This is a genomic window from Anaerocolumna sp. AGMB13020 (assembly GCF_033100115.1).
GTDB lineage: Bacteria > Bacillota > Clostridia > Lachnospirales > Lachnospiraceae > Anaerocolumna.
In genome coordinates this window covers 2,185,264-2,209,127 of sequence record NZ_CP136910.1, presented here as the reverse complement: position 1 = coordinate 2,209,127, position 23,864 = coordinate 2,185,264, and the positions used below count along the sequence as shown (strand labels likewise).

General features: G+C 36.1%; 22 protein-coding genes. 18 read left to right on the top strand and 4 right to left on the bottom strand.

What is annotated here, in order from left to right:
- Position 1 precedes the first annotated feature (1 nt).
- The 6 genes from R2R35_RS08720 to fabZ are packed head-to-tail and all read left to right on the top strand — an operon-like array spanning position 2 to position 6,800.
- Positions 2-1,177, top strand: a complete 1,176-nt coding sequence (locus R2R35_RS08720; protein ID WP_317734115.1) for a beta-ketoacyl-[acyl-carrier-protein] synthase family protein — start codon at positions 2-4, stop codon at positions 1,175-1,177.
- Positions 1,174-1,605 carry an acyl-CoA thioesterase gene (locus R2R35_RS08715; protein WP_317734114.1) on the top strand — a complete coding sequence of 144 codons (432 nt, stop codon included), beginning with the start codon at positions 1,174-1,176 and terminating at the stop codon, positions 1,603-1,605. The genes R2R35_RS08720 and R2R35_RS08715 overlap by 4 nt, the downstream gene beginning before the upstream one ends.
- Positions 1,605-2,615, top strand: coding sequence for a beta-ketoacyl synthase chain length factor (locus tag R2R35_RS08710; RefSeq protein ID WP_317734113.1), 1,011 nt, complete (start codon positions 1,605-1,607; stop codon positions 2,613-2,615). The genes R2R35_RS08715 and R2R35_RS08710 overlap by 1 nt, the downstream gene beginning before the upstream one ends.
- 11 nt (positions 2,616-2,626) lie before the next feature.
- Entirely contained in the window at positions 2,627-3,349 is a 723-nt protein-coding gene (locus tag R2R35_RS08705; RefSeq protein ID WP_317734112.1) for an SDR family oxidoreductase, read from the top strand.
- On the top strand, positions 3,350-6,322 hold the full coding sequence (locus R2R35_RS08700) for a non-ribosomal peptide synthetase (RefSeq protein WP_317734111.1): 2,973 nt from the start codon (positions 3,350-3,352) through the stop codon (positions 6,320-6,322).
- Positions 6,312-6,800, top strand: coding sequence for a 3-hydroxyacyl-ACP dehydratase FabZ (fabZ, locus tag R2R35_RS08695; protein ID WP_317734109.1), 489 nt, complete (start codon positions 6,312-6,314; stop codon positions 6,798-6,800). Before R2R35_RS08700 ends, fabZ begins: the two co-directional genes overlap by 11 nt.
- 125 nt (positions 6,801-6,925) lie before the next feature.
- Here the strand turns inward: fabZ and R2R35_RS24690 are convergent, their stop codons facing one another.
- Together R2R35_RS24690 and R2R35_RS24685 are read right to left on the bottom strand one after the other, a co-directional pair.
- Positions 6,926-6,997 carry an AgrD family cyclic lactone autoinducer peptide gene (locus R2R35_RS24690; RefSeq protein ID WP_442872288.1) on the bottom strand — a complete coding sequence of 24 codons (72 nt, stop codon included), beginning with the start codon at positions 6,995-6,997 and terminating at the stop codon, positions 6,926-6,928.
- A gap of 22 nt (positions 6,998-7,019) precedes the next feature.
- Entirely contained in the window at positions 7,020-7,607 is a 588-nt protein-coding gene (locus R2R35_RS24685; RefSeq protein WP_442872277.1) for an accessory gene regulator B family protein, read from the bottom strand.
- 169 nt (positions 7,608-7,776) lie between these two features.
- Between R2R35_RS24685 and R2R35_RS08690 the strand changes: the two genes are divergently transcribed.
- From R2R35_RS08690 to R2R35_RS08635, 12 genes are all read left to right on the top strand, one after another.
- A complete protein-coding gene (locus R2R35_RS08690) occupies positions 7,777-8,502 on the top strand; it encodes a LytR/AlgR family response regulator transcription factor (RefSeq protein ID WP_317734108.1) in 726 nt (241 codons plus the stop codon).
- The gene (locus R2R35_RS08685; RefSeq protein ID WP_317734106.1) at positions 8,490-9,794 is read left to right on the top strand and encodes a sensor histidine kinase; all 1,305 of its coding nucleotides are present in this window, start codon (positions 8,490-8,492) and stop codon (positions 9,792-9,794) included. The genes R2R35_RS08690 and R2R35_RS08685 overlap by 13 nt, the downstream gene beginning before the upstream one ends.
- Before the next feature lie 358 nt (positions 9,795-10,152).
- On the top strand, positions 10,153-10,554 hold the full coding sequence (locus R2R35_RS08680) for a hypothetical protein (RefSeq protein ID WP_317734105.1): 402 nt from the start codon (positions 10,153-10,155) through the stop codon (positions 10,552-10,554).
- A 14-nt stretch (positions 10,555-10,568) separates the two neighbouring features.
- Positions 10,569-11,567, top strand: a complete 999-nt coding sequence (locus R2R35_RS08675; RefSeq protein WP_317734103.1) for a hypothetical protein — start codon at positions 10,569-10,571, stop codon at positions 11,565-11,567.
- 68 nt (positions 11,568-11,635) lie between these two features.
- Positions 11,636-12,514, top strand: coding sequence for a diadenylate cyclase CdaA (cdaA, locus tag R2R35_RS08670; protein ID WP_317734102.1), 879 nt, complete (start codon positions 11,636-11,638; stop codon positions 12,512-12,514).
- Positions 12,495-13,715, top strand: coding sequence for a CdaR family protein (locus R2R35_RS08665; protein WP_317734101.1), 1,221 nt, complete (start codon positions 12,495-12,497; stop codon positions 13,713-13,715). The genes cdaA and R2R35_RS08665 overlap by 20 nt, the downstream gene beginning before the upstream one ends.
- 59 nt (positions 13,716-13,774) lie before the next feature.
- The gene (locus R2R35_RS08660) at positions 13,775-14,050 is read left to right on the top strand and encodes an HPr family phosphocarrier protein (RefSeq protein WP_317734100.1); all 276 of its coding nucleotides are present in this window, start codon (positions 13,775-13,777) and stop codon (positions 14,048-14,050) included.
- Positions 14,051-14,457: 407 nt separating this feature from the next.
- The gene (leuA, locus tag R2R35_RS08655; RefSeq protein WP_317734099.1) at positions 14,458-16,128 is read left to right on the top strand and encodes a 2-isopropylmalate synthase; all 1,671 of its coding nucleotides are present in this window, start codon (positions 14,458-14,460) and stop codon (positions 16,126-16,128) included.
- Between the two features lie 290 nt (positions 16,129-16,418).
- Positions 16,419-16,817: a glycerol-3-phosphate cytidylyltransferase gene (gene tagD, locus R2R35_RS08650; RefSeq protein WP_317734098.1), complete on the top strand. Its 399-nt coding sequence runs from the start codon at positions 16,419-16,421 to the stop codon at positions 16,815-16,817.
- Between the two features lie 18 nt (positions 16,818-16,835).
- Complete coding sequence (locus tag R2R35_RS08645) at positions 16,836-18,056, top strand: CDP-glycerol glycerophosphotransferase family protein (protein WP_317734097.1); 1,221 nt, start codon at positions 16,836-16,838, stop codon at positions 18,054-18,056.
- An 8-nt stretch (positions 18,057-18,064) separates the two neighbouring features.
- Positions 18,065-19,240, top strand: a complete 1,176-nt coding sequence (locus R2R35_RS08640; RefSeq protein ID WP_317734096.1) for a glycosyltransferase family 1 protein — start codon at positions 18,065-18,067, stop codon at positions 19,238-19,240.
- A 268-nt stretch (positions 19,241-19,508) separates the two neighbouring features.
- A complete protein-coding gene (locus R2R35_RS08635; RefSeq protein ID WP_317734095.1) occupies positions 19,509-20,705 on the top strand; it encodes a CDP-glycerol glycerophosphotransferase family protein in 1,197 nt (398 codons plus the stop codon).
- A gap of 575 nt (positions 20,706-21,280) precedes the next feature.
- Here R2R35_RS08635 and R2R35_RS08630 read toward each other — a convergent pair.
- The gene (locus R2R35_RS08630) at positions 21,281-22,312 is read right to left on the bottom strand and encodes an LCP family protein (protein ID WP_317734093.1); all 1,032 of its coding nucleotides are present in this window, start codon (positions 22,310-22,312) and stop codon (positions 21,281-21,283) included.
- 63 nt (positions 22,313-22,375) lie between these two features.
- A complete protein-coding gene (locus R2R35_RS08625) occupies positions 22,376-23,794 on the bottom strand; it encodes an undecaprenyl-phosphate glucose phosphotransferase (RefSeq protein ID WP_317734092.1) in 1,419 nt (472 codons plus the stop codon).
- Positions 23,795-23,864 lie beyond the last annotated feature (70 nt).

Sequence of the window (23,864 nt, the reverse complement as noted above, 5' to 3'; positions counted from 1 at the left end):
ATTGTCAACAGAGAAAAGGGTTGTTGTAACAGGAATCAGTGTAATGGCGGCCAATGGAAATAATATCGACGAATTTAATGAGAATGCGGTCAGGGGGATAGGTGGTATTAAAAAAACCACCTTATTTCCTACAGATAAGATTCGAACAGATTATTTTGGCCAGGTAAATAAAACATACATTTATGAAGTTCAGAGCTTAAAAGATAAATCTCGTTTAGAATGCATGTATGAGGATTTAATATTGCAATTACTGGAGGATACCAGTATTACTCCGGAGATAATTGGAGAATTAAATGAAAAAGTTGGCTTTTCATTTGCAACCTCAGTGGGAGTCAATGATTATGTTTCCGGGCATGTGAAAGGAAGTATTGAAAAGTCCATATCAAAAAGTAATATTTATAAACTACCTAAAAAGCTAAAAATTAAAGGTCCGGTTTTTGTAAATACCTCAGCTTGTGCCGCTGGAACAACTGCAATAGGAACGGCATATTCACTGGTTAATTCCGGGATTTGTGATATGGTTATATCAGGAGGAATAGATCCCTTAACAGAATTCTCGAGTTATGGATTTCATTCATTACAAAATTTAAGCAGCACTCCTTGCAGACCATTTGACAAAGATAGAGATGGTATTACATTAGGCGAAGGTGGTGCTCTTTTTGTTATTGAGAGTTATGAGTCAGCTCAAAAAAGAAATGCAAAAATTTATTGCGAAGTATTAGGCTACGGACTTGGGAATGATGCTTATCATGCAACCAGCCCAGACCCATCTGGTGATGGAGCATATAGGGTTATGACACAAGCGCTAAAACAAGCAGATGTTCTCCCGGCTAAAATTGATTACATCAATACCCATGGAACTGGTACAGAAATAAATGACAGCATGGAAATCAAAGCGATTGAAAGATTGACTGGAAAATGTCATGTTAATTCCATAAAATCCCAGGTTGGTCATTGCTTGGCAGCAGCAGGAGCTGTAGAATTTGCTGCAACTGTTCTAAGTATTAACAATAGCTATGTATATCCAAATATCAATTTAAGCAATCCCATTAACTCTTTGGAAGAGGTTGAGCTCCCGTCAGAATTGGTTTATAAAAATATTCATTATGCATTATCGAACTCTTTTGCATTTGCAGGTAATGCTGCCAGCATCGTCGTTGGAGGGATATCTGAATGAAGGAGGGTGCGATAGAATATAAATATGAAGTTTTTCCTCGTTTCTCTGATATGGATGCTTATGGTATCTTGCACCATAGCAGATATTTATTACTGGTGGAAGAAGCAAAATTCTCGTTTATGAATGAGCCTGCTTTATTTGGTATAGATGTACTCGGAGAGGATATAAAATTCCTGATATCTCATTTTTCAATCAAATATATAAACGCAATAAAGTACAAATGCAATCAATCTGCAACGGTAGTACTCAAGTTTTACATAGAAGATGATATCAAGATAATTTTTGATTTCATTGTTTATTATGGCAATAAAATTTCTTGTACAGGCCAGGCCATTCATGTTGTAACTGATATGAATAATCAATTAATGCTGTCATTGCCGGACAAATTAGTAAATAGATATCAAGAATTGAAAGGAGCGGTCGCCTAATGAAAATCGTATCGGCAGGGTTTATTACCCCCATGGGAAATGATTCAGAAGTAATATGGGAAAGATTCAATAAAAATATTATTCAACAAAGCAATAAAAATGATTTTGAGTCATGCTTATCCAAAAAAGATAAAAGAAAGATTAACCGATTTGCTGATTTGGCAACTACTGCAACCGTGAACTGCTATTCTGAAGCACAAAACAGTATAGATTTAACTGATAAAAATAAAAGCGGTTGCATTTTTACCACATCCTATGGGCCTTTAGAAACAAATATGGAATTTGCGAAGCAGGTTATAGCCGACGATCCGGATGCCTGCAGTCCGATTCTGTTTTCTAATACTGTACATAATGCCTGTCTTGGTACCTTATCCATTCGTTTGGGTATTACAGGTCCAAGTACCATGCTGATGGGTTCCAATCAATTTATGCTGACAGATATGCTCTTAAAGGAAGAAAAGGCAGATTTTATAATGGCAGGATGTTTGGATGAGTATAACGATGAGCTGGCAGCGTCACTAATTTATCAAAGTGGGAGAGAGCAGAATCTGAAAGAAGCATGTGTCGTTTTCGGATTAGTAGAAGACGCTAAATACACTGAGGGCATTACAATTAAGAATATTAATACAATTAACCTGGGTTGTAATCCTTATGAAGATATGGAAACAGAGAATTACGCTTATTTACGATCAAAACTGATGGATCTAGGCGCTGATACAGACGTTGTTATAATAAATGACTCCAAAACAGAAATAGGAAAGTTTGAAAAGGAAGTACTAACTTCTAATTTTCCTTCTAGCTGCATAATTGATCAAGCGCAGGATTACTTTGGTAATTGTTTGGGAGCTGATCTGGGCTTAAAGGTATTATTATCGAAATTGTTGATTGAAAAGAATGATATACCGAAAACCCTTTTAAGCCAAAGCCTAAAACCGGAACAGGTAAACAGTATCACGATCTGTTCCTTTGATTTAACTGGAAACTATACAATAATGCGTTTAGAAAGATAAATGGGTGATTTATGAAAAGTGCAGTAATTATTGGAGGTTCAGGTGGGATAGGTACAGCAATTGTACGTAAATTTTCAACCCATGATTATAATATAATCTATAGTTATCACAAATCGAATAAAAGTGTGGAAGATATCATAAATACAGATGACCTTCCGGTATCCATTCATTCGTGTCAGTTAGATGTTACTGATAAGAGCTCTATAGAAAAATTTAGTGATTTTGTAGACAAAACTTTTTCTGTTGTTGACTGTATTGTATATTGCAGTGGAATTGTCAGAGATGATTCTTTTATAACAATGACGGATGAAGTCTTTCACAGTGTATTAAATACGAACCTAATTGGATGCAGGGATGTCATTAAATCGTTGTTTTTAAATCTTAATTTTAAATCAGGGGCAAGTATTGTTACAGTTTCTTCCACGGGGGGAATCCGGCCGGATGCGGGGCAGACGAATTATGCAGCCTCCAAGGCTGGACTTATTGGTTTAACTGAATGTCTGGCGAGAGAATATGCAAGAAAAAATATAAGAGCTAATATAGTAGCCCCTGGATTTATAGATACTGACATGGTTGACACTAACAATGTAAAAATCCAAAAATCTATTGGAGAGATTCCTTTAAAGCGTCTAGGCAAACCGGAGGAAGTCGCTGACGCAGTGTATTTTCTTGGAAGCGACAGTTCATCTTATATCACAGCACAAACATTAGTAGTGGATGGGGGACGGTTATAATTGGAGAAATCAATAATAACATACTTTAAGGATGCCATGGATCGATATAGCGATTTACCGGCGCTGACAGATTCAAAGGGCAGTTATACGTATAATAAATTAGAGGAACGAAGTAATACCGTGGCATACTACATAGTATCTTCAAAGATTACAGTGGGTAGCGTTGTAGCCATTAGTATGGAAAGAAGCAAAGATTGCATCGTTGCTATGCTGGGAGTTTTAAAAGCTGGATGCACTTACATGTTTATTGACATAAGTTATCCGGAAGATAGAAAACAGTTTATGCTGGAAGATTCAGATGCTTGTATTTTTATTGATGATAAAAGATACCGTAATATCTTTGAATCAAATTTCTCTGATTCAGACAATGTATTTAATCCTGCTAAATTACCTATAATTCACCAGCAATTAGGTGCTTATATTATTTATACCTCCGGTTCAACAGGAAAACCAAAAGGTTTATTAATCAACCATTTTAATGTAATAGAATTGTATAACAAATGGGCGAAGGAATTCATTTCATTGCCAAATCGAGAGAATATCAATACAAGTGTTATTGCACCATTTGGTTTTGATATGTGTGTACTTATGATTTATGCCAGTTTGTTTAAGGGACATAATTTACATATTATTTCTGAGGATGAAAAGCAAAATGGGGAAAAAATAGTAACGTATCTGAATAATTTTCGGATTGATCTTATAGATGCTACCCCCAATTACCTGCGGTTAATAGCCAATCATTTAAAATGCCATAGAGGTCTTAGATTACATACCAGTGTAATTTTCTGTATTGGTGATGTATTAAGTTATAATCTGGCTGCAGAAGTAATAGACCTGATAGACAAGGATAACTTCATTTTATATAACTCCTATGGTCCTGCGGAATGTACGGTGTTGGTCACTTATTATGAATTAAACAAGAGAAATATAAAAAAAATGAAGTCCATACCAATCGGAATTAATACAAGTAATTCCATCTTACGAGTTATGGATGGAGATAAATTTTTAAGTGTTGGTGAAGTTGGTGAAATGGTTATTTTCGGTGACTGCGTTGGTATGGGGTATATTAGTAAAAGAGAGATAAAGCCTAATCCTTTTGATTCAATTCCTAACGGGCCGCATCCTAAGTCATATAGAACGGGAGATCTTGTAAAACAAGATGAAAATGGAGTTTTTGAATTTGTTGGAAGAGTAGACCGACAGTGCAAGATCAATGGATATAGAGTTGAAATTGAAGAAATAGAACATGCAATAGAAAAAATTTCAAATATTAAAGAGGCCAGGGTAATAACCAAGAAAGACGAAAATGATTTTACCAGACTTTATGCTTTTTATGTGGGAGAGATAGAATACAATATAAATGAAATCAAAAAACGTTTAAGAGAAGAACTTCCATATTATATGATTCCGCAAGAAATCAGGTACTGCAAGGAGTTCCCCATCAATCAAAATGGAAAAATTGATTACCATTTGCTCTTGCATCATATCAAGGATAATCAGGAGCTAAGCATTGAAGATTTCATTTCTCAATTACTGGAGAAGCTAATTGGATACAATGGGATCGATAAGAGAAAATCATTTTACACCTTAGGTGGCGATTCGATTACAATGTTAGCATTTATTAGTGATATCTTAACTAGGTATGATATAGACTTGGACATATCTAAGGTATATGCCAGTGAAACAATAGAGGAAATCCTTCATTACTTAAAGTCACTTAATCCACAATTAAAAAGCAGCATGACCCCGGTGACGAATAGTAGTCCGGTCGAAATAGAATATCCAATCATTGAATCACAAAAAAAATTATTTGATTTAGAGCGAAAGGCAATTAACAGTCAAAAATCTAAGTCTGAGTTATTGGGATATTCATTAATATACAGGATAAAATTCAAAGAGGAACCTGATATTGATAGACTGGAACAATGTATAAACACGATAATGTCCATAAATGAAACATTTAGAGTTCGATTTATACGTAAAAGGAACAGATGCTTTTGTATACTAAAAGAAACACCACAGTCACTAAAAATCAAACAAACCCAGGAAGGTGAATTGGTAAATCAAATTTCATATCTGGATCTTTTTGGGGATGAGTTGGTGGAAGTTGTAAAAGTCAAGGATAAAGAAATTATTCTTAATGTAAAACACATCTTATTAGACTTCATTTCTGTTCAATATTTTCTTTCAGATGTTTTTAGTTTGTACGGTAATGATAAAGGAAAAGAAAGATTGGGTTTTATCTCTTATTTGAGTAAAAATAACTTTTTAGAAGAAAAAACAATTCATTTTTGGAAAGGCCAACTTGACAAATCTCCATTAAGAACAAAATTGCCGGCTGCCACAAGTACGAATAAGGATATAAGCTTTGAGCTTTATCATTATAATTGTTCCAAAGATATGTATAGTAATTTGATGAAAATGTCTAAGCAGAATAATATCTCCCTGTTTATAGCTTTACTTTCGGTTTTTATAAAAGTAATTAGGCTATACACAAATGCTGATACGATGAGAATTGGATGCTATTTACCAGGAAGGAATCAATTAATTGATAACGGAGTACTGGGAATGTTTACAAATGTATTACCTTTGATATTTACCTGGGAAGATGGGGATATTTTAAAAACGATTCAAAAAGAAGTACAGAATATGTTGATGCATCAAAATATTTCTCAGAGCTGCTTGTATCAGCTTTTACCGATGGAGGAGCTGGAGGATGGTGAGATATTTGATATTTGCTTTAATTATCAGAATAATTGGTCTTGTTTGGAAAAATATCCGGAGCTGATAGAAGAAATCAATTCTATCAATTTTAACCCGGATATAACAAACAGAAGCTTCTATTTTGGTGTTATAGAAGAGAATCGAAAAATACAATTTGAGATCAAATATAATGCTGCATTATATGATACAAGATTTATTGATGATTTTGTAGAGAGATTAGAAGAGGAGGTTAATGGTTATGTATGGTAATAATGCCGTTGAGACAGGATTAGATGATGTCATAACTGAGAATCTACGAGATGTAAAAGAAATATTACCGCATAAGTATCCGTTTTTACTTGTTGATCGAATTTTAGAAGTAAAACCAAAAGAATATGCACTGGGTATTAAAAATGTAAGTCATAATGAACCTTTTTTTCAAGGTCACTTTCCTGATAATAATATATTTCCAGGGGCATTATTAATTGAAGCATTAGCTCAAATCAGTGGAATTATGTACGCATACACAAATGATGAAGATTCACAAGCAAAGATAGGATACCTGGCAGGAGTGAATAAGATGCGTCACTATAAAATTATCAAACCGGGGGACCAGATTATATTAGAATCAAGGAATATACATAGTTGGGATAACTATATAGAAGCTAAAGTGACCGCATATGTCGATCAAAAGATTGTAGCAAAAGGTTCGATAATAGTAACAGAGAAAAGTAAGGTGAAAAGATAAAGAAGGATATATTGATGAAAAGATACCAAGGGGCTGTCACACTTAACGATTGAAGAATCGGAAAGGTAACAGCCACTTTTTTTAAAATAAATGGTTCAATTAAGGAAGAAAACTGACTGAATAAACTATTTCTTAATAATTTTAGTGGGTCTTTTCGGCTGATAAGCGAAAAAAGCTGATTTGGTATTTAAGCTCATGGATGCTAGTAAATTCACTAACTTAGAAACTGCTGTCATGATTTTTCTCCTTTCTATTTTTTATATGTATCATTATAGCAACAATAAGCATAGCCGAGACTATCATGCCGCTATTTCTTGTGAAGTACTGTAGGATACCAAAAACGAAATACCAGAAAATGCATAGAATCGTAACATTTCTATGAAATTTATTATGCTCTTCCCGGGTAAATTCTGGTTCCTCTTTCTTTTCGGAGTGTTGATTCCAGCAAATATACAATGAGAAAAAAAGTAACAAGATGAATTGCATAAGCACGGGTTTGTTATTTAAAAAAATTGTTAAAAACGTAGCAATTATAAAGAGTACATTACTGATTGAAAAACAACCAAAGTAACTATTAGAATGATATCCTCCTGCAAAAGCCCTTACTGGAATAAAAACAATTATGTAAAGAAAGCTATAGATTATATCATTAAAAATAAAACAGGATATTGCAGTTATACTTAAAATAATAAATAAAGTAGAATAAATAATATAAAAGCCATACATATATAACTCTTTATCCTCTTCCTCTATAGAATTCTTTCTCATAAGTAAACAGGTACTTTTGTTTGAGATAAAATCTAACACCTTTGACCACCTTTTCTGTTTTAGCTGTACTTTTACTTCATTATAAGCATTCCACAAATCCCAACTATAAGCTGACCTTAAAATACTTGATTATGTCCTTAAATGTAGCCTAGAAATAACTTTCCATATTATTTGAGATTTGGTATAATATGTAAAGGGGGTGGTTCAAATGATTAGAATTGCAGTAGTCGACGATAATGAGGTATATATTACGGAAATAAAAGATATTATAGTAAGATATTTTAATGAAAAAAATAAAGCAATAAAACTTCAGTGTTATGATAAAAGTGAATTGTTGTTGTTTGATCTAGGTGAAGAAATTAAATATGATATTTATATTCTTGATATTGAGATGCCTAATTATAACGGTATACAAATAGCAGAGAAAATAAGAAGAGGCGATACAACATCCCCTATAATATTTATTACATCACATCTTAAATATTCATTAATTGGTTATGAATACAATGTATTTCGATATATTCCTAAATCCATGATATCCCTTAAGCTAGTAGCAGCGCTGGATGACTTAGTTCCGACATTTGATACCATAGATGATAAATTCTATTTGATCTCCAATAGCAGCAGATATGAAAAAGTTTCCTTTAAGAACATTTATTACATATACAAGGACGGAAAAAACTCCATGTTAGTATGTAATGATAAAACCAGTAGAGTCCGTAAAAGTTTGAAGGATGTTTTTCTTGAATTAGATCAAGAGAGGTTTTTATTCATAGAAAGAGGGTATATCGTAAATATTTCTCATGTAATCAAACTAGAGGCTAATGATATTTATATGAGAGATGGAGAAATATTACACGTTGGACGAGTATATGCCCAGGATGTCAAACTTAAAATATTTAACTACTGGAGTGAGAGTAAATGGAATATATAGTTTTTATATCGACGGAGATAATAGTGAATTTTTTAGAGGTATATGTAGGCTATAAATTTATTGGATTTTTATTGGGGGCAAGAAATTCAATAATAAAATTAATACCATATTCCTTAGTTTATAGCTTTTTTTTATTAGCACTACAAAATGATGACTTATATTCAAGTTATATCGTTTATGTTAGTGTGGCGTATATTTCAATTACAGCTTGTTTTGTATTTAAAAAGCATTATTTATATACTTTGACCTTATCAGCAATCTATTTAGTATTTATCATTGCTTTTTCAGAGTTAAACCTTTTGGTATTGATTAGTCTCTTTACTGGAAATAGTTTTTACGGAAATATCATTACAAGCTCTCATTCTTTGATTAGGGTTTTTTATTCCTTAGCGATGAAACTTGTTCAATTTATTATCGTGTTTACGCTTATATCAAGATTTCACGGAATTTTGAAGTATCGAAAGGTACTTGAGAAGTATAAACTTTTGATTCTGCTAATCTGTATAATTAGCTATATTGCAATGGGATATCTGGCTAACTATATTATCGTAGAAATTAACTCCTCAACCGTGGTTAATTGGCTTTCCTATCTGGTATTCCTCATCTTATGTCTGATAGCGGTGGCTTTCTATCTTGGTTATAAAATAACTACAGAAAAAAAAGACCTGATTGAACTGAAAAATATAGTACTGGAAAAGAATTATGACTCCTTAAAATTAATACACGAGGAACAATCGAAGACAGCACATGATCTTAAAAACCATTTAAATATATTGCGTAAATATGTAAGAGAACAGAGACAAAGCGAAGCACTAACTTATTTGGAAGATATAATAAAACCCTTCAATGATAAGGATATGGAAGTATGGACAGGTAATGATATTATTGATTTTATCGTAAACAGTAAAAGCATGGAAGCAAGAAGCCTTAATGTAAGAATGCTTTATGATATCCATATGATAAAAGAAATAAAACTAAGCGACAGGGACATAAATTGCATTTTATCCAATTTAATAGACAATGCCATCGAGGCAGCTACCAAGCTGGAAGATGATCGTTGGGTTAGATTATCCTTGAAAAATATAAATGATATGTTCATAATTAAAATTGAAAATAATTATGGAAATTCCATCATAAAGAAGAGAAATAAACTTCTTACAGATAAAGAGGATAAAAAAATTCATGGCTTAGGTATAAAGATCGTTAAGGAAACCGTGAAAAAGTATGATGGATATATTGATTTTTATTATGACAATCTTGTATTTAAAGTTACCGTTGGAATTCCAATATAAAATAACAAGGTCTGTGAAAATCATCATAAAAGTGGTTAAACTGTTGTTATTGTTTAACTGCTTTTTTTATTTAAAAGCATTCACCACTCCACAAAATGACATACTATTCTGTACTTTCCTTCTATAATAGCATATCGCTCCATGGAAAGAACAATAAAAATCTCATGAAAAAAGGTATAAAATACAGGAAAAACCTGAAAACTTGAAAAATAAGGCTCGAAAACATCGGGTGGTTATGATATAATAACCATAACTATTCAGTTGTCCTCACTTTCGTAAAGTAAGAGTTTCATGACAGGACAGCGGGAATTTACCCGGCGATATAATTTCCATAGGGTAAGCGAAAGCGAGGATTCAGATGTTAGATAATAAAAAGATAAAGATTATGACAAAACTGGCTGCTTTTGAACAGGGAAAATGCAAGGAGGATATAAAAATCAGCAAATACTATAAAACAGACTATATCAGATACCAGGTTATCAAGACTGCGGTAAGTATAACGATTGGGTATTTGTTAATTCTGTGTTTGGTTGGTTTGTACCATGCTGAATTTCTCATAAGTAAGATCGTTACCCTGAACATCGTCCGTATAGGGCAGTACCTGCTTGGCTTTTATATTATTATAATGGCTGTTTATATAACCGGTGCCTTGATCGGTTACTCCATTAAGTATGATTATTCCAGAAAGAACCTGTCTAAGTACTTCAAACTGTTAAAAAAGCTGAATAAGCATTATCAGGACGACAGTACCATAGATTAGGGGGAGGCAAAAAAATGATGACATTGTTAGTCTTGAGGGCGAGACTCCAAAGCTTATATCAGAAACATGATATCTATATGAAGCCCGTATTTAAGTTTATTATTGCACTGGTTATCTTTCTGACCCTGAACAATACCATAGGGTATGATGACCGCTTAAAGCAGATGCCGATACTTCTTGCTTTATCGCTATTATGTGCATTCACCCCTTCAGCAGTACTGCTCTTATTTGCAGGTGTGGTAGCTTTTTTGCATATTTACGCAGTTTCAGTCATATTGTCGGCAATTATACTAATAATATTTATTGTGATGTACTGCCTCTTCTTACGATTTACACCGAAGCTTGGTGTGGTGGTGCTTGCAGTTCCCATATTGTTTTATCTAAAAATACCTTATGTGGTACCCTTATTGTTAGGTGTTTTTGCAACACCGGTAGCAATAATCCCCACATGCCTTGGAGTTATAATATATTTTCTGTTGCGTATAATACAGGAAGCGGCTTCCATACAAGTTACCGTCAGCCTGGAAGATACCATGACTGTTTATTCTTATGTAGTCGATGGATTAAAAGATAATAAACAGCTGTTTACTTCAATGATAGTTTTCTCACTGGCAATCCTGATTACCTGGGTTGTGTGGAAGATGAAGTTTGACTATTCTCATGAAATTGCTGTTGTTGCGGGGTGCTTTGCTATTATTTTGGGCTTCCTGATATCCAGCCTGAAATTTAATACCGCGGATGAGATTGGGACTATGATTGTAGGGACTCTGATCTCTGGTATTATAACAGGAATCATACAGTTCTTTCACCTATCCTTAGATTACTCAGCAGTGGAACATGTGCAATTTGAAGACGACGATTATTATTACTATGTTAAGGCAGTACCTAAGATAAATGTTACAACGCCTCAGGTCAATGTAAAGAGATTTAATACTCAGAAAACCCAGATACCCGGTAAACATCTGAAAGAGGATGTAATGCTTGAGGAGGATGAATTCGAGGACGAAGAGTAGAAGTTATTTATACACGAGGTTAACGTAAGTTTTATAACATCAGTAAAAAGTAAAGCGGGTGAGTTTTAATGCAGACAATTATAAGTTTTTTTAAAGAATATATAAGCTGGTATTCTTTGCCGGATATCGGACTGACCGATATTATAGAAATCCTTATTCTGGCTTTTGTTATCTACAATGTTATTGTGTGGGTAAAACAGACCAGAGCATGGATTCTGGTTAAGGGACTTATTGTGCTGCTTATTCTCTGGCTTTTTGCATCTGTATTGGACTTAAGCGTTATACTCTGGCTGTTCTATAAGAGTCTGAATGTAGGCATTATTGCAGTTATCATTGTATTCCAGCCGGAATTCAGAAAAGCACTGGAGCAATTGGGACAGAATCATCTTGTGACTCCCCTGTTTAATTTTAACGACTCCAAGGACAAAGGGGACAGATTCTCTGAGAAAACAGTCGCAGATATTGTTAAAGCTACCTTTGAGCTGGCAAAAGCCAAAACAGGTGCTCTGATTGTAATAGAGAAAGAACTATCCCTTATGGAATTCGAAAATACAGGAATTGCCATTGATTCCCTGGTAAGCAGCCAGTTGCTGATCAATATCTTTGAGCATAATACACCGCTGCATGACGGAGCGGTTATCATAAAAGGCAACAGAGTAGCTGCCGCCACCTGTTATCTACCTTTATCCGATAACATGCATCTGAGCAAGGAACTTGGTACGAGACACAGAGCCGGTATCGGAGTAAGTGAAATTACCGATTGCCTTACAATTATCGTATCAGAAGAAACCGGTAAGGTATCCCTTGCGATGGGTGGAACTTTAATCCGTAATGTGGATGGAGATTATTTGAAAAATAAAATACTCACTCTTCAGAATAAAGTAGTGGATACAAAGAAAATTAAATTATGGAAGGGGAGGTCTAAGAATGAAAGAGAAGCTGACTAGAAATCTTGGACTTAAACTGCTGTCCCTGTTTATGGCTATATTGACCTGGCTTATTATTTTAAATATAGCAGACCCTGTGAAAGAAAAAAACTTTAATGATATAGAAGTTTCTATAATTAATGAAAATGCGGTGGCCCAAAAAGACAAGGTTTATGAGGTGGTATCCGGAAATAGCGTCAATGTTACCATCAGAGCGAAAAGATCTGTGCTGGAGTCATTAAGCAAATCTGATATCAAAGCAGTAGCAGACCTTTCAGAGCTGTCCGTGGTAAATGCTGCGGAAATAAAAGTGACTGTTCCAGGTCATGAAAGAGATATCGTTGAGAAAACGCAAAATATCTCAACAATGAAAGTCAGTCTTGAGAATTTGAAGACAGAGCAATTCCGAATTAATGTGGTGGCAAACGGAGAAGTAGCCTCTGGCTATTATGTAAAGGAAAAGTTAGCGAGTCCCAATATAATAGAGGTCAGTGGTGCTGAAACCGTAGTCAGCAAAATAAAAGAAGTTGTGGTAGAGGTTAATGTTGCCGGTAAAAGGCAATCCTTTACGGATACTGCCGTACCAAAGGTTTATGATAATAACGGTACCTTAATGGATTCGGATAAGTTTAAGTTAAGTGCAGAAGAGGTGGAGGTTACCGTAAATCTGCTTCAGACGAAGACGGTTAGGCTTTATATTGAAGTAACCGGTGAACCGTATCCGGGGTATAAGTATGTGGATAAGGATTTTGAACCCAAGTTGGTAGTGATTGCCGGAGAAAAGGACGAACTTGACAAGGTTCCATACATTTCTGGTGATTACAATATAACAAACAAGAGAGAAGATTTTGAAGATCAGGTTAATATAACAGATTTTATTAAGGACGATGTAATTCTGATTGATGATAACCAGACAGCTGCAATCAAGGTTAAGATAGAAAAAATGGATAGTAAGGATTTAAGTTATGACAGCAGTGAGATAGAGCTGAGGAATATACCCAGTGGTATGGAAGCAAAAACAGGAACCGCAAACATGCATGTGAAGCTCTATGGCAACAGTGACTATCTGAATATGCTTAATAAATATAACTTAAAGCCATATATAGACTTAAAAGGAGCCAAAGTCGGAACGGATTATTTTAATGTCGGACTGGATTTACCGGACGGAGTCACACTGGATCCACTCAGTGTGATGGTATCCGTCAGCGGTGCCGGTACATAAAGCAGTTAGAACAAATGCTGCTATTCTCTGTACATATCAGCTTTTAAGGAGGGTTAAGGATGGTAAGCAGGAAATTGACAATCAAAAATCCTAACGGATTACACTTAAGACCCGTCGGTATGTTTTGTAAACTGGCGATAGAGTTTCGGTCAAAGATAAGCATTTCAATGGAAAATACCAATGTGAACGGAAAAAGTGTACTGAGTGTTTTAGGGGCCTGTATCAAAACGGGAGATGAGATTGAAATTACCTGTGAAGGTGAAGACGAGGAAAAGGCACTTTCCGTTCTTTCCAAGGCGGTAGAGGATGGCTTGGGAGATATCCTAGAGGAGTAAACTTATCGTATAAATATTCGTTGCTCTTGATTAAAAATAAACCTTGTAATATTCCAGTCACAATGCTATAATCTTTAACAATAACTTCTATGCAGTTATAGCAGTTCTTTCAGGAGAGTATAATGATACAGATAATCTATCTGTATAGCATTCTTTCATAAGAAAACTGAAAAAAGATGCATTTTGTGTATCTGGTAACACAAATACGCTGATTTTATTGATTAACTGAGCAGAGGTATACACAAATACCAGCAACAATATGAGCAAAGGAATGATAAGGATGGGACTAGAGTAGACAGTGCCAAGTTATTTATCGTAAAGAAATACAGTGTGATCTATCGACTCCGTAGCAATGATGTAAATTGATAAACTATCATTATATCACGGAAATTATAGGAGGATGGATCATGTTGAATTTTAGAAGATATCAGAGCGCACCGGTAGTGGATTTTAAAGAAAGAACCTGGCCAAATAAGCAGATAACAAAAGCACCTATATGGTGCAGTGTAGATTTAAGAGATGGTAACCAGGCATTAATTGAGCCTATGGTTGTAGAAGAGAAGATTGAATTCTTTAAACTGCTTGTAAAATTAGGTTTTAAGGAGATTGAAGTTGGATTTCCTTCTGCTTCACAGATTGAGTATGACTTCTTAAGACAGTTAGTGGACCGCAAGCTGATTCCTGATGACGTTACAATTCAGGTTTTGGTACAATGCAGAGATCACTTGATTCAGAAGACTTTTGAAGCCTTGGAAGGTATTAAGACAGCCATTGTTCATATATACAATTCAACCTCCACTCTTCAGCGGGATGTTGTATTTGGTATGGACAGAGAAGCAATCAAAGAGATTGCAGTAAATGGAACCAGACTCGTGAAAGAATACACCAAGTCTTTTCCGGGAAAGATTATACTGGAGTATTCACCGGAGAGCTTTAGTGGAACAGAGCTTGATTTTGCATTGGATATTTGCACAGCTGTTCAGGATATCTGGGAACCATCACCGGATAATAAAATCATTATTAATTTGCCCAACACGGTAGAAATGACTACACCAAATGTCTATGCAGACCAGATAGAATGGATGCATACCCATTTTAACAACAGAGATTCCATTATATTAAGCGTACATCCTCATAACGACAGAGGCTGCGGCGTAGCCGCCAGTGAACTGGCACTTCTTGCAGGTGCAGACCGTGTTGAAGGAACATTATTTGGTAACGGCGAACGAACCGGTAATGTAGATGTGCTTACAATTGCCTATAACATGTTTTCACAAGGTATTAATCCGGAATTGGAACTGGATGATATCAATGAAATCATAGAAGTATATGAAAGATTATGTAAGATTCCTGTACATGTACGTCATCCTTATGGCGGTAAGCTTGTATTTACTGCTTTTTCCGGATCACATCAGGATGCTATCAATAAGGGTGTGCACGCCATGCAGGTTAAGCAGAAGGAAATTTGGGAAGTACCCTACCTGCCGGTGGATCCGGCAGACATCGGAAGAAAATATGAGCCCATTGTCCGTATTAACAGTCAGTCCGGTAAGGGCGGCGTAGCCTTTATTATGGAGACCTATTATGGCTTTAAACTTCCCAAAGGAATGCATAAGGAATTTGCGGATAACATACAGCATATTTCTGAGAAGCAGGGTGAAGTAGCACCGGATCAGATTATGCAAGAATTTAAGAAAAGTTATCTGGAGCAGAAGGAACCGCTTCATTTTAGAAGAAGCCGCTTTGAAGATCTGACAGAAACCAGTGATCCTTTTGACACCCTTGCCAAAGTTACCTACACAGAGGAGGGTATTGAGAAAACCTTTGAAGCAACCGGTAACGGTCCCATTGATGCGGTACTTCGAGGGCTTCAGAAAGAACTTGGTATTCACATAAAGATATTGGATTATTCCGAGCACGCATTGGGAGAAGGCTCCGGTGCTCAGGCTGCGGCTTATATCCATTTACTCAGCATGGATACCGGAAAAACAATATTCGGAGTAGGTATCAGTTCCAATATAACCAGAGCATCTATCAGAGCGATCTTTAGTGGTCTTAACAGATTAAAGAAATCATAAGAAATTTTCAATAATATTTAATGACAAGATATAATTAGATATGTTATGCTAATAAATGGAGGATACAGCGCAATCAGAATATCTGCTTGTATGTGTCCTCCGTTTCTTGAAGATAATAAGAAGAAAAACCAAACCAGGGATTTTAAAGCCTTGAAAGAAAGTACCGGAATATGCGCGAAGGGTGCATAGATAGGAGTTAGGTTGAAAAATAAATTTTTCAACCGCAAGTTTGTGCTTGCGCACCACAAACTTGCTATGCGCAAAGAGCGTGCGCAAGAATAGAGGTTAAAATGAAAAAGGTCATTACTTACGGAACCTACGATTTAATACATGTAGGCCATATTAATTTGTTGAGAAGAGCAAAAGAGCTTGGAGATTATTTAATCGTTGTTTTATCCTCAGATGAGTTTAATACAATTAAGCATAAAACTGCTTACCACTGCTATGAGGACAGGAAGATTATCCTGGAAGCAATAACTTATGTGGATGAAGTAATACCGGAATACACATGGGAACAGAAGATTCAGGATGTGGTGGACAACCAGGTAGATGTATTTGTCATGGGAGATGATTGGGAAGGACAGTTTGACTTCTTAAAAGAATACTGTGAAGTTGTCTATTTGCCGAGAACAGATGGAATATCTACGACTAAGATAAAAAATGACCTGAATTTAGGGGTAAAAAAATAACGATATCGGAGTAAATATATGCCCCAACTTAAACGACTTAAGAATAAATGCAAGAAAATGATCAAGCGGTTTGGAAAAAAAGCAGTTATGCTACTATACCGTATTGAAAGTTCGATTCTTCCTATAAATAAGAACATTATTATTTTTGAAAGTAACATGGGCCGAAACTATACCGGCAATCCGAAGGCCATTTATGAGGAAATGGTGAAACAGGGACTGGATAAAAAGTACCGCTGCTATTTTTTCCTGGATAACATTGCTACAGAAATACCAGGCAGTGCCAAAAAGCTGAAGCGGACAAGAACACGTTATTTTTTTATAATGGGTATTGCAGGGGTATGGGTTACTGACTCCAGAATGCCTAATTATCTGAAAAAGAGAAAAGGGGTCCAGTATATCCAGACCTGGCATGGTACTCCCCTTAAGAAATTAGCCCTTGACATGGATTCCGTTAACATGGCCGGCGAAACAGACATCGATAAATACAAGAGAAGTTTCTTTATCAATACAAGAACCTGGGATTATCTGTTATCCCAGAATCATTATTCTACCGAAATCTTCAGAAGAGCTTTTGCTTTTGATAAAAATATGCTGGAAATAGGATATCCGAGAAATGATGTCCTTTTTTACGGTAATAATAAGGATTATATCAATAAATTAAAAAAACAGATGGGTCTTCCGGAGAATAAAAAGATTCTTTTGTATGCGCCAACCTGGCGTGATAATGAATATTATGCAAAAGGTGCCTATAAGTTTAATACACCGATGGATTTTGCCATGTTGAAAGAAGAATTCGGGGACGAGTATGTATGTGTGGTGAAATATCATTACCTGGTAAAGGACAATATCGACTGGTCTACATACGGCGGTTTTGTATATGAGTTCAACATGTGTGAAGATATATCGACCCTCTATCTGGTAGCAGATATTCTGATAACAGACTATTCCTCTGTTATGTTTGATTATTCCTTGCTAAAAAGGCCTATGTTTTTCTATACCTATGATCTGGAAGAGTATAAGAATAATTTAAGGGGCTTTTATTTTGATTTTCTGGAGGAGGCACCCGGACCGATTGTGGGTACAACAGAGGAACTCGCAGCAGCGATTAAAAATTACGACAGCAGTATGTACGAAGACAAGTTCAATAATTTTTATAACAAATATAATCACGCCGATGACGGAAAAGCTTCCGCTAAAGTCGTGAAGGTAATTGAGAAAATAATTAAGGGAGAAAGGTAGAACTTCCTATGGTTAACAAGTGGAAAAGCATCTTAAAGATTAAGGTGAAAGGTATCTTGCACAGTGTACAGGCTAAGACGGAGAAAAGACTTGTAAATTACAGAATAGCAAATTATGATGTATCAGTTATCAGCAATAATAAACCGGAAAAGATCAAGCGGATCTTATTTGTGGTAGAGAGAATGGCTAAGTACAGCGGCGGACAGACCTCTATGCTGCGTTTGGGAACGGAGCTTGCAAAGCTTGGTCATGAGGTGGGGTATGTGGTATACAAGCCTCAGAGCAAGTCGGACATGGAGGAGATTGCGGCAAGCAATCTTACGGGATATCTTGGAAAAATGTATACCAACAAGCAGCTAGAGGATATTAAGTCTGATATTGTAGTAGCAACTTCCTGGGACACCGTTGCATTTGCAAAGAGAATACCCGGTTATAAGATGTACTTTATCCAGGACTATGAACCATATTTCTTTTCCTTTGGTGAGCTGTTCTTAATGGCTAAGAAAACCTATGAGCAGGGACTTCATATGGTAAGTCTTGGCGCCTGGAATAAAGAAATGATAGAGAAGAACTGTCAGCCCGTATCTCCAGTTGATTTTGTGGAATTCCCTTATGAAAGCGCTGAATATCCACATTATAAAAGAGACTATGACAGTTATGGTAAGAAGAAAGAAATCGTGGTTGCGGTTTACTTAAAATACTATGGCAAAAGACTGCCAAATATCACCCAGCACATGCTAAAACAGGTGAAGGAGAAGTTCCTGTCAGATGGTATCAAATTAACGCTTCTTTATTATGGAGAAGACAAAAGCTTTCGTACCGAAGGCGGTGAGAACCTTGGTATGCTGACGAAGAAAGAATTGCTTTCTTTGTACCGCAGAGCAGACTTTGGCATGGTTGCTTCCATGAGTAATGTGTCCCTGGTACCTTATGAGATGCTTGCAACAGGACTACCCCTTATTGAATTTGAAGACGGAACCTTCCCTTACTTTTTCCCGGAAGATAGTGCTTTGCTGACATCTTTGGATGCGGAGGATTTATATGTTAAGCTGAAGGAATCCATTAAAAATCCTTCCCTTTTAAAGGAAAGAGATAAGAATGCAGTTTCTTGCTTAAGTACTTTAAGCTGGTCTAAAACAGCAAAACAATTTGAGGATATTCTGAATAGGCTGGAGGGTGTCTGAAAATGCATGTGTCTGATTTGGCGTTCCGCGAGTGAAAGGTAATTTGTGTGAGACATAAACGAGCCTGTAAAGGTGTAGTGGTGTTACATTCAATAAATGAAATGCAAATAGCATATTCTAAGGTATGACGGCCAGGACAACACCAGGAGCTTCCTATACGCTTAATTCGTAATCAGGCATAAAAATGTTACTTTATAGCATTTTTATGCCTGATGAAGTTTGAGCTTATAAAATCAGCTTTTCAAATTAAAAGGAGAGGTTTAAAGAGATGGCTTTACGTGAACAGTTAAAAAAGTTCTCACCGGAATGGGGAATTAAAATATATAAGAAAGTCAGATATCTGTCTATAACAGCTCTTTTCGGACTGTTTCGTTTATTGCCCATACAGAGAAATAAAGTAGTTATTTGTAATGTCTGGGGGTTTGGTGACAATGCGAAATATGTGACAGAAGAGCTGGCTGCAAGGCACAGAAAAGACCTGGACCTGATTTTTATTACCAATCACCCGGAGGCTGCCGGTGCACCAGAGAACGTCACTGTGTATAAGAGCAATAGTGTAAAAGCAATCTACAGTCTTGCAACTGCCGGGGTATGGCTTGATAATAACCGTAAGGAAAGCTATATAAAGAAGCGAAGGAAGCAATACTACATCCAGACCTGGCATGGTGGAATTGCACTGAAGAAAATTGAAAAAGACTATGCGGATCATCTTGGAGAAGCTTATATAAAGAATGCGAAACGGGATTCGGCAATGACGGACCTTTATATTTCCAACAGTGATTTCTGTACGAAGATGTACCGCAGAAGCTTCTGGTATAAGGGGGCAATCTTAGAATGCGGAAGTCCCAGAAATGATATTCTTATCAAACCCAGAATGGGTATCGGAGATCGTTTAAGAAAAGAGCTTGGCATAGGAAAAGAGACAAAGATAGCTCTTTATGCACCAACCTACAGAGAAGGTAAAAATAATGTGGCAGCATATTCACTTGAATATGAACGGTTGCTTTCTGTTCTTGCGGAGAGATTTGGTGGCAGTTGGACGATCGCTGTCAGGCTTCATCCTCTTGTAGCAGCTCAAAGCAATGCTCTTAAATATGGTAAAGGGGTTATCAATGCTTCCTATTATCGGGATATCTACGAGCTGATGTCTGAATGTGATATTCTTCTTACGGATTATTCGAATATCATGTTTGAATTTTCCTTTACCGGTAAACCGGTATTTTTATATGCATCCGATATGAAAGAATACGATGATGGCAGAGGCTTTTATTTTGACTATGCTTCCCTACCTTATGACAAAGCTGAAAATATGGAGCAGCTGGAGAATAGTATTTTAGAATTCAATAGTGCTTATTATGAGGATAGGGTCAATGGGTTTTTTAGGGGGCTGGTGCTTTATGAAGACGGATTAGCGTCTAAAACGGTAGCTGATAAGATTGTGGAAGTGGTGGTTGCACAAAAGTGAAATTGGTTGATATGGATTTAGTATAGTTAGTTTTAAACGGGAGTCTTTGGCAATGGGACGGAAATTAGTGCAAAATAGAAAGACGCATACTTCGATTGCAAGGTATAAGAAGCCCTAATTCTCTGAATATTTTGTGCTGGACATAAGGAAAATCAGATAACTCGCTACGCTCAGACAATCTGCTTTACCTTATAGCACAAAATTTTCAGAGAAAAGGGCTTCTAATACCTTTCCATAGGCGTATGCGTACTTTCTATTTTGTACTAATTTCCTGTATATTGGAGGGGGTTGCCTTTAGTAAATCTACGTAATTGGAATCTGTACTTTCAAATGAAATTATCCTAGAAATCCAAAAGTATTATTAACATCATTTTTACAAAAGTTCGTATGGCGTTCTATACATTGCTTTTGCATGGATTCTATCATGACATAGAAAACGTCTTAACATCTTTCGTAAAGATCATAATTCATCATAACTTCCTACAACAATAGGTCTATAGTCTAAGGACCACCAGCTTAGCTGGTGGTCCTGATTTTAGTGAACATAATTATCAGAGATTAATAGATTTAATTTATCAATTGTTATCAGTAATCTGCTTTAATTCTGCACTGATTTCTTTTACTTTATCAGAAGGAGCATAATCGGTTGTTTCAAAGAGGAACTGATGTAGCTGTGTTACATTTGCAACTAAATCTACCGGAAATACATAGGATACTTTGTGATAGGTAAAGGCTCTTTTATCAAAAGGGAAGCCGGTTTCATCCACAATATCGTAGGACATGATATCTTTGGCAAGCAGTAACAGCTTTGCGGAGTCCAGATTGGTTTGAATCATGGGTAATATCTTGTCCAGAATGGAATTTATGGTTATAAGATCAGCGGTTTTTGCTTTCTCAAATATTTTCTGGATTACAATTCGCTGTCTTTCAGCACGCTTAAAGTCATCTCCTTTGGTGTAGCGGATTCTGGCATAGGCTGTAGCGTGAGTACCGTTTACTACCTGTGTTCCGGCTGATTTTAGCTTGCCCACATTGGTGCCATTGATTTTATTCAGTTCCTTGGTATAACCATTTACATACTTTAATTCTTCTTTTGTAATGTCAAGAGAGATACCTCCCAGCAGGTCGATTACCTCAGTAACTGCCTTAAAGTTAACTGTTACATATTCCTTTACATCCAAATCGAAGTTGGTATTGATGGTATTAAGTGCCAATGGATAACCGCCTCGAAAATATGCGGCATTAATCTTATTGAAAGCATTGTCTTCATCCGGAATCTTGGAATAGGTATCGCGGTAAATGGAAGCCAGTTTAACATCTTTGGTCTTATTGTTTATGCTTACGATTACAATGGTATCGGAATGGGTACCCTGTTTTACGGAATTGTCTCTGGAGTCCACGCCGAACACGGCTATATTACGATATCCCTCCATATCCTCATTATCCGGATTGTTGGTAACGATGGAGGAATCGCCGGATTTATCCACCTGCATTTTGGAGGCCTTCCAGAAATAATAACCTACACTGACAACCAGAAGCAGAAGTATCAAATCAAATATAATAACAACTTTCGTCTTAAAGCGTTTTCTTTTCTTTTTTACAGCCATGATATTTACCTTTCTTTTACAGGACGCATTGGAAAAGCTTCCTATTTTTCGGTTACGACCTTTTTAATAAGCATTTTTGTTTACAAAACCATGAAATATGGTCAAAAATAATATTTTAAAGTCCAGTCCAAGTGTCCAGTTCTCTATATAGTACAAGTCACAGTCAATTCGCTTACGAATCGAGGTGTCTCCGCGGAAACCATTTATCTGAGCCCAGCCAGTTATACCAGGCTGTACCTGATGCTTTATCATGTATCTTGGAATTTCTTCCTTGAACTTCTCTACGAAAAAGGGACGTTCTGGCCTGGGTCCCACAAGGCTCATTTCACCTTTTAGTACATTGAATAACTGCGGTAATTCATCGATGCTGGTCTTTCGGATAAACTTGCCGATCTTTGTTACTCTGGGATCATTAAAGGTTGTCCAGGCTTTCTTTTCCTTGGATTCGTGCTGAAGCTCCATGGAGCGGAATTTATACATCTTGAACTCCTTATTGTGCTTTCCTATACGAACCTGGGTAAAGATAATCGGCCCGCTGGAAGTTGCTTTGATAATAAGGGCTACAATAATCATAGGTATTGAAAAGAGCAGTAATGCAAAGATACCACCAAAGATATCCACGGCCCTTTTCATGATTCGGTTAACAAAATTGGTAAGAGGTACATTACGGATATTGATTACCGGCAGTCCGTCTAAGTCCTCTGTATAAGGAATGGTCGGTAAAAGGTCCTGGTAATCCGGAATGAATTTGGTATGTACTCCCGACTTCTCGCATAAATTTACGATTCTTGACAGCTTCGAATATTCATCGATACTCAGAGTGATACCAATCTCATCCAGTTTATTCATTTGAAGTAATTCTGACAGCTCTTCAATGGATCCAATAACTTTTATGCCTTTATAGGTTGTATCACTGCCTACATTGTCATCCAGGATACCATATATGGCATACCCCCAATGAGGATTGGCAAGTAACCTGTCGATGTAGGATTGAGCCGCTCTGCTGTAGCCGACCAATAGTACCTTCTTCTGATTGTATCCTTTTTTTCTCGCGGCACTTTGAATGGCACTGACTATCAAACGGTAGATCAAATCCAATAGTATATTAACTACAAAAAAGATAAAAATCAGATATCGGGAATAATGGCTTTCGTTGGTTGCATATAAAAGGAAGGTAAAGTATAATGTACCTAATATATTTGCCTTAAAGATATTCCACATGGTAAGTCTTTTGCTTTGAATAGGACTGGCACTGTACAACCCGCAAATATAATAAACTACCAGATATCCCGGTACTAACAGATATAGTATTCTTATATAAATAAAAATATCATAGTAACCCGCATTGGGATCAAAGTGCACAAGATACCGCAACGGAGTAAAAAAACGAAGATAATAGGTAAGTATATATGCCAAAATCAGGATTATGCCATCAGCTACAACATTTATTCGGTTTAAAGTCTTTTCATTGTCTTTTATCATTCAAAACTCCATTGCCCAACGGCATTTTTCTTGGTTTCTTTAATTTAATTTTGTCCTTAAATGACATTAT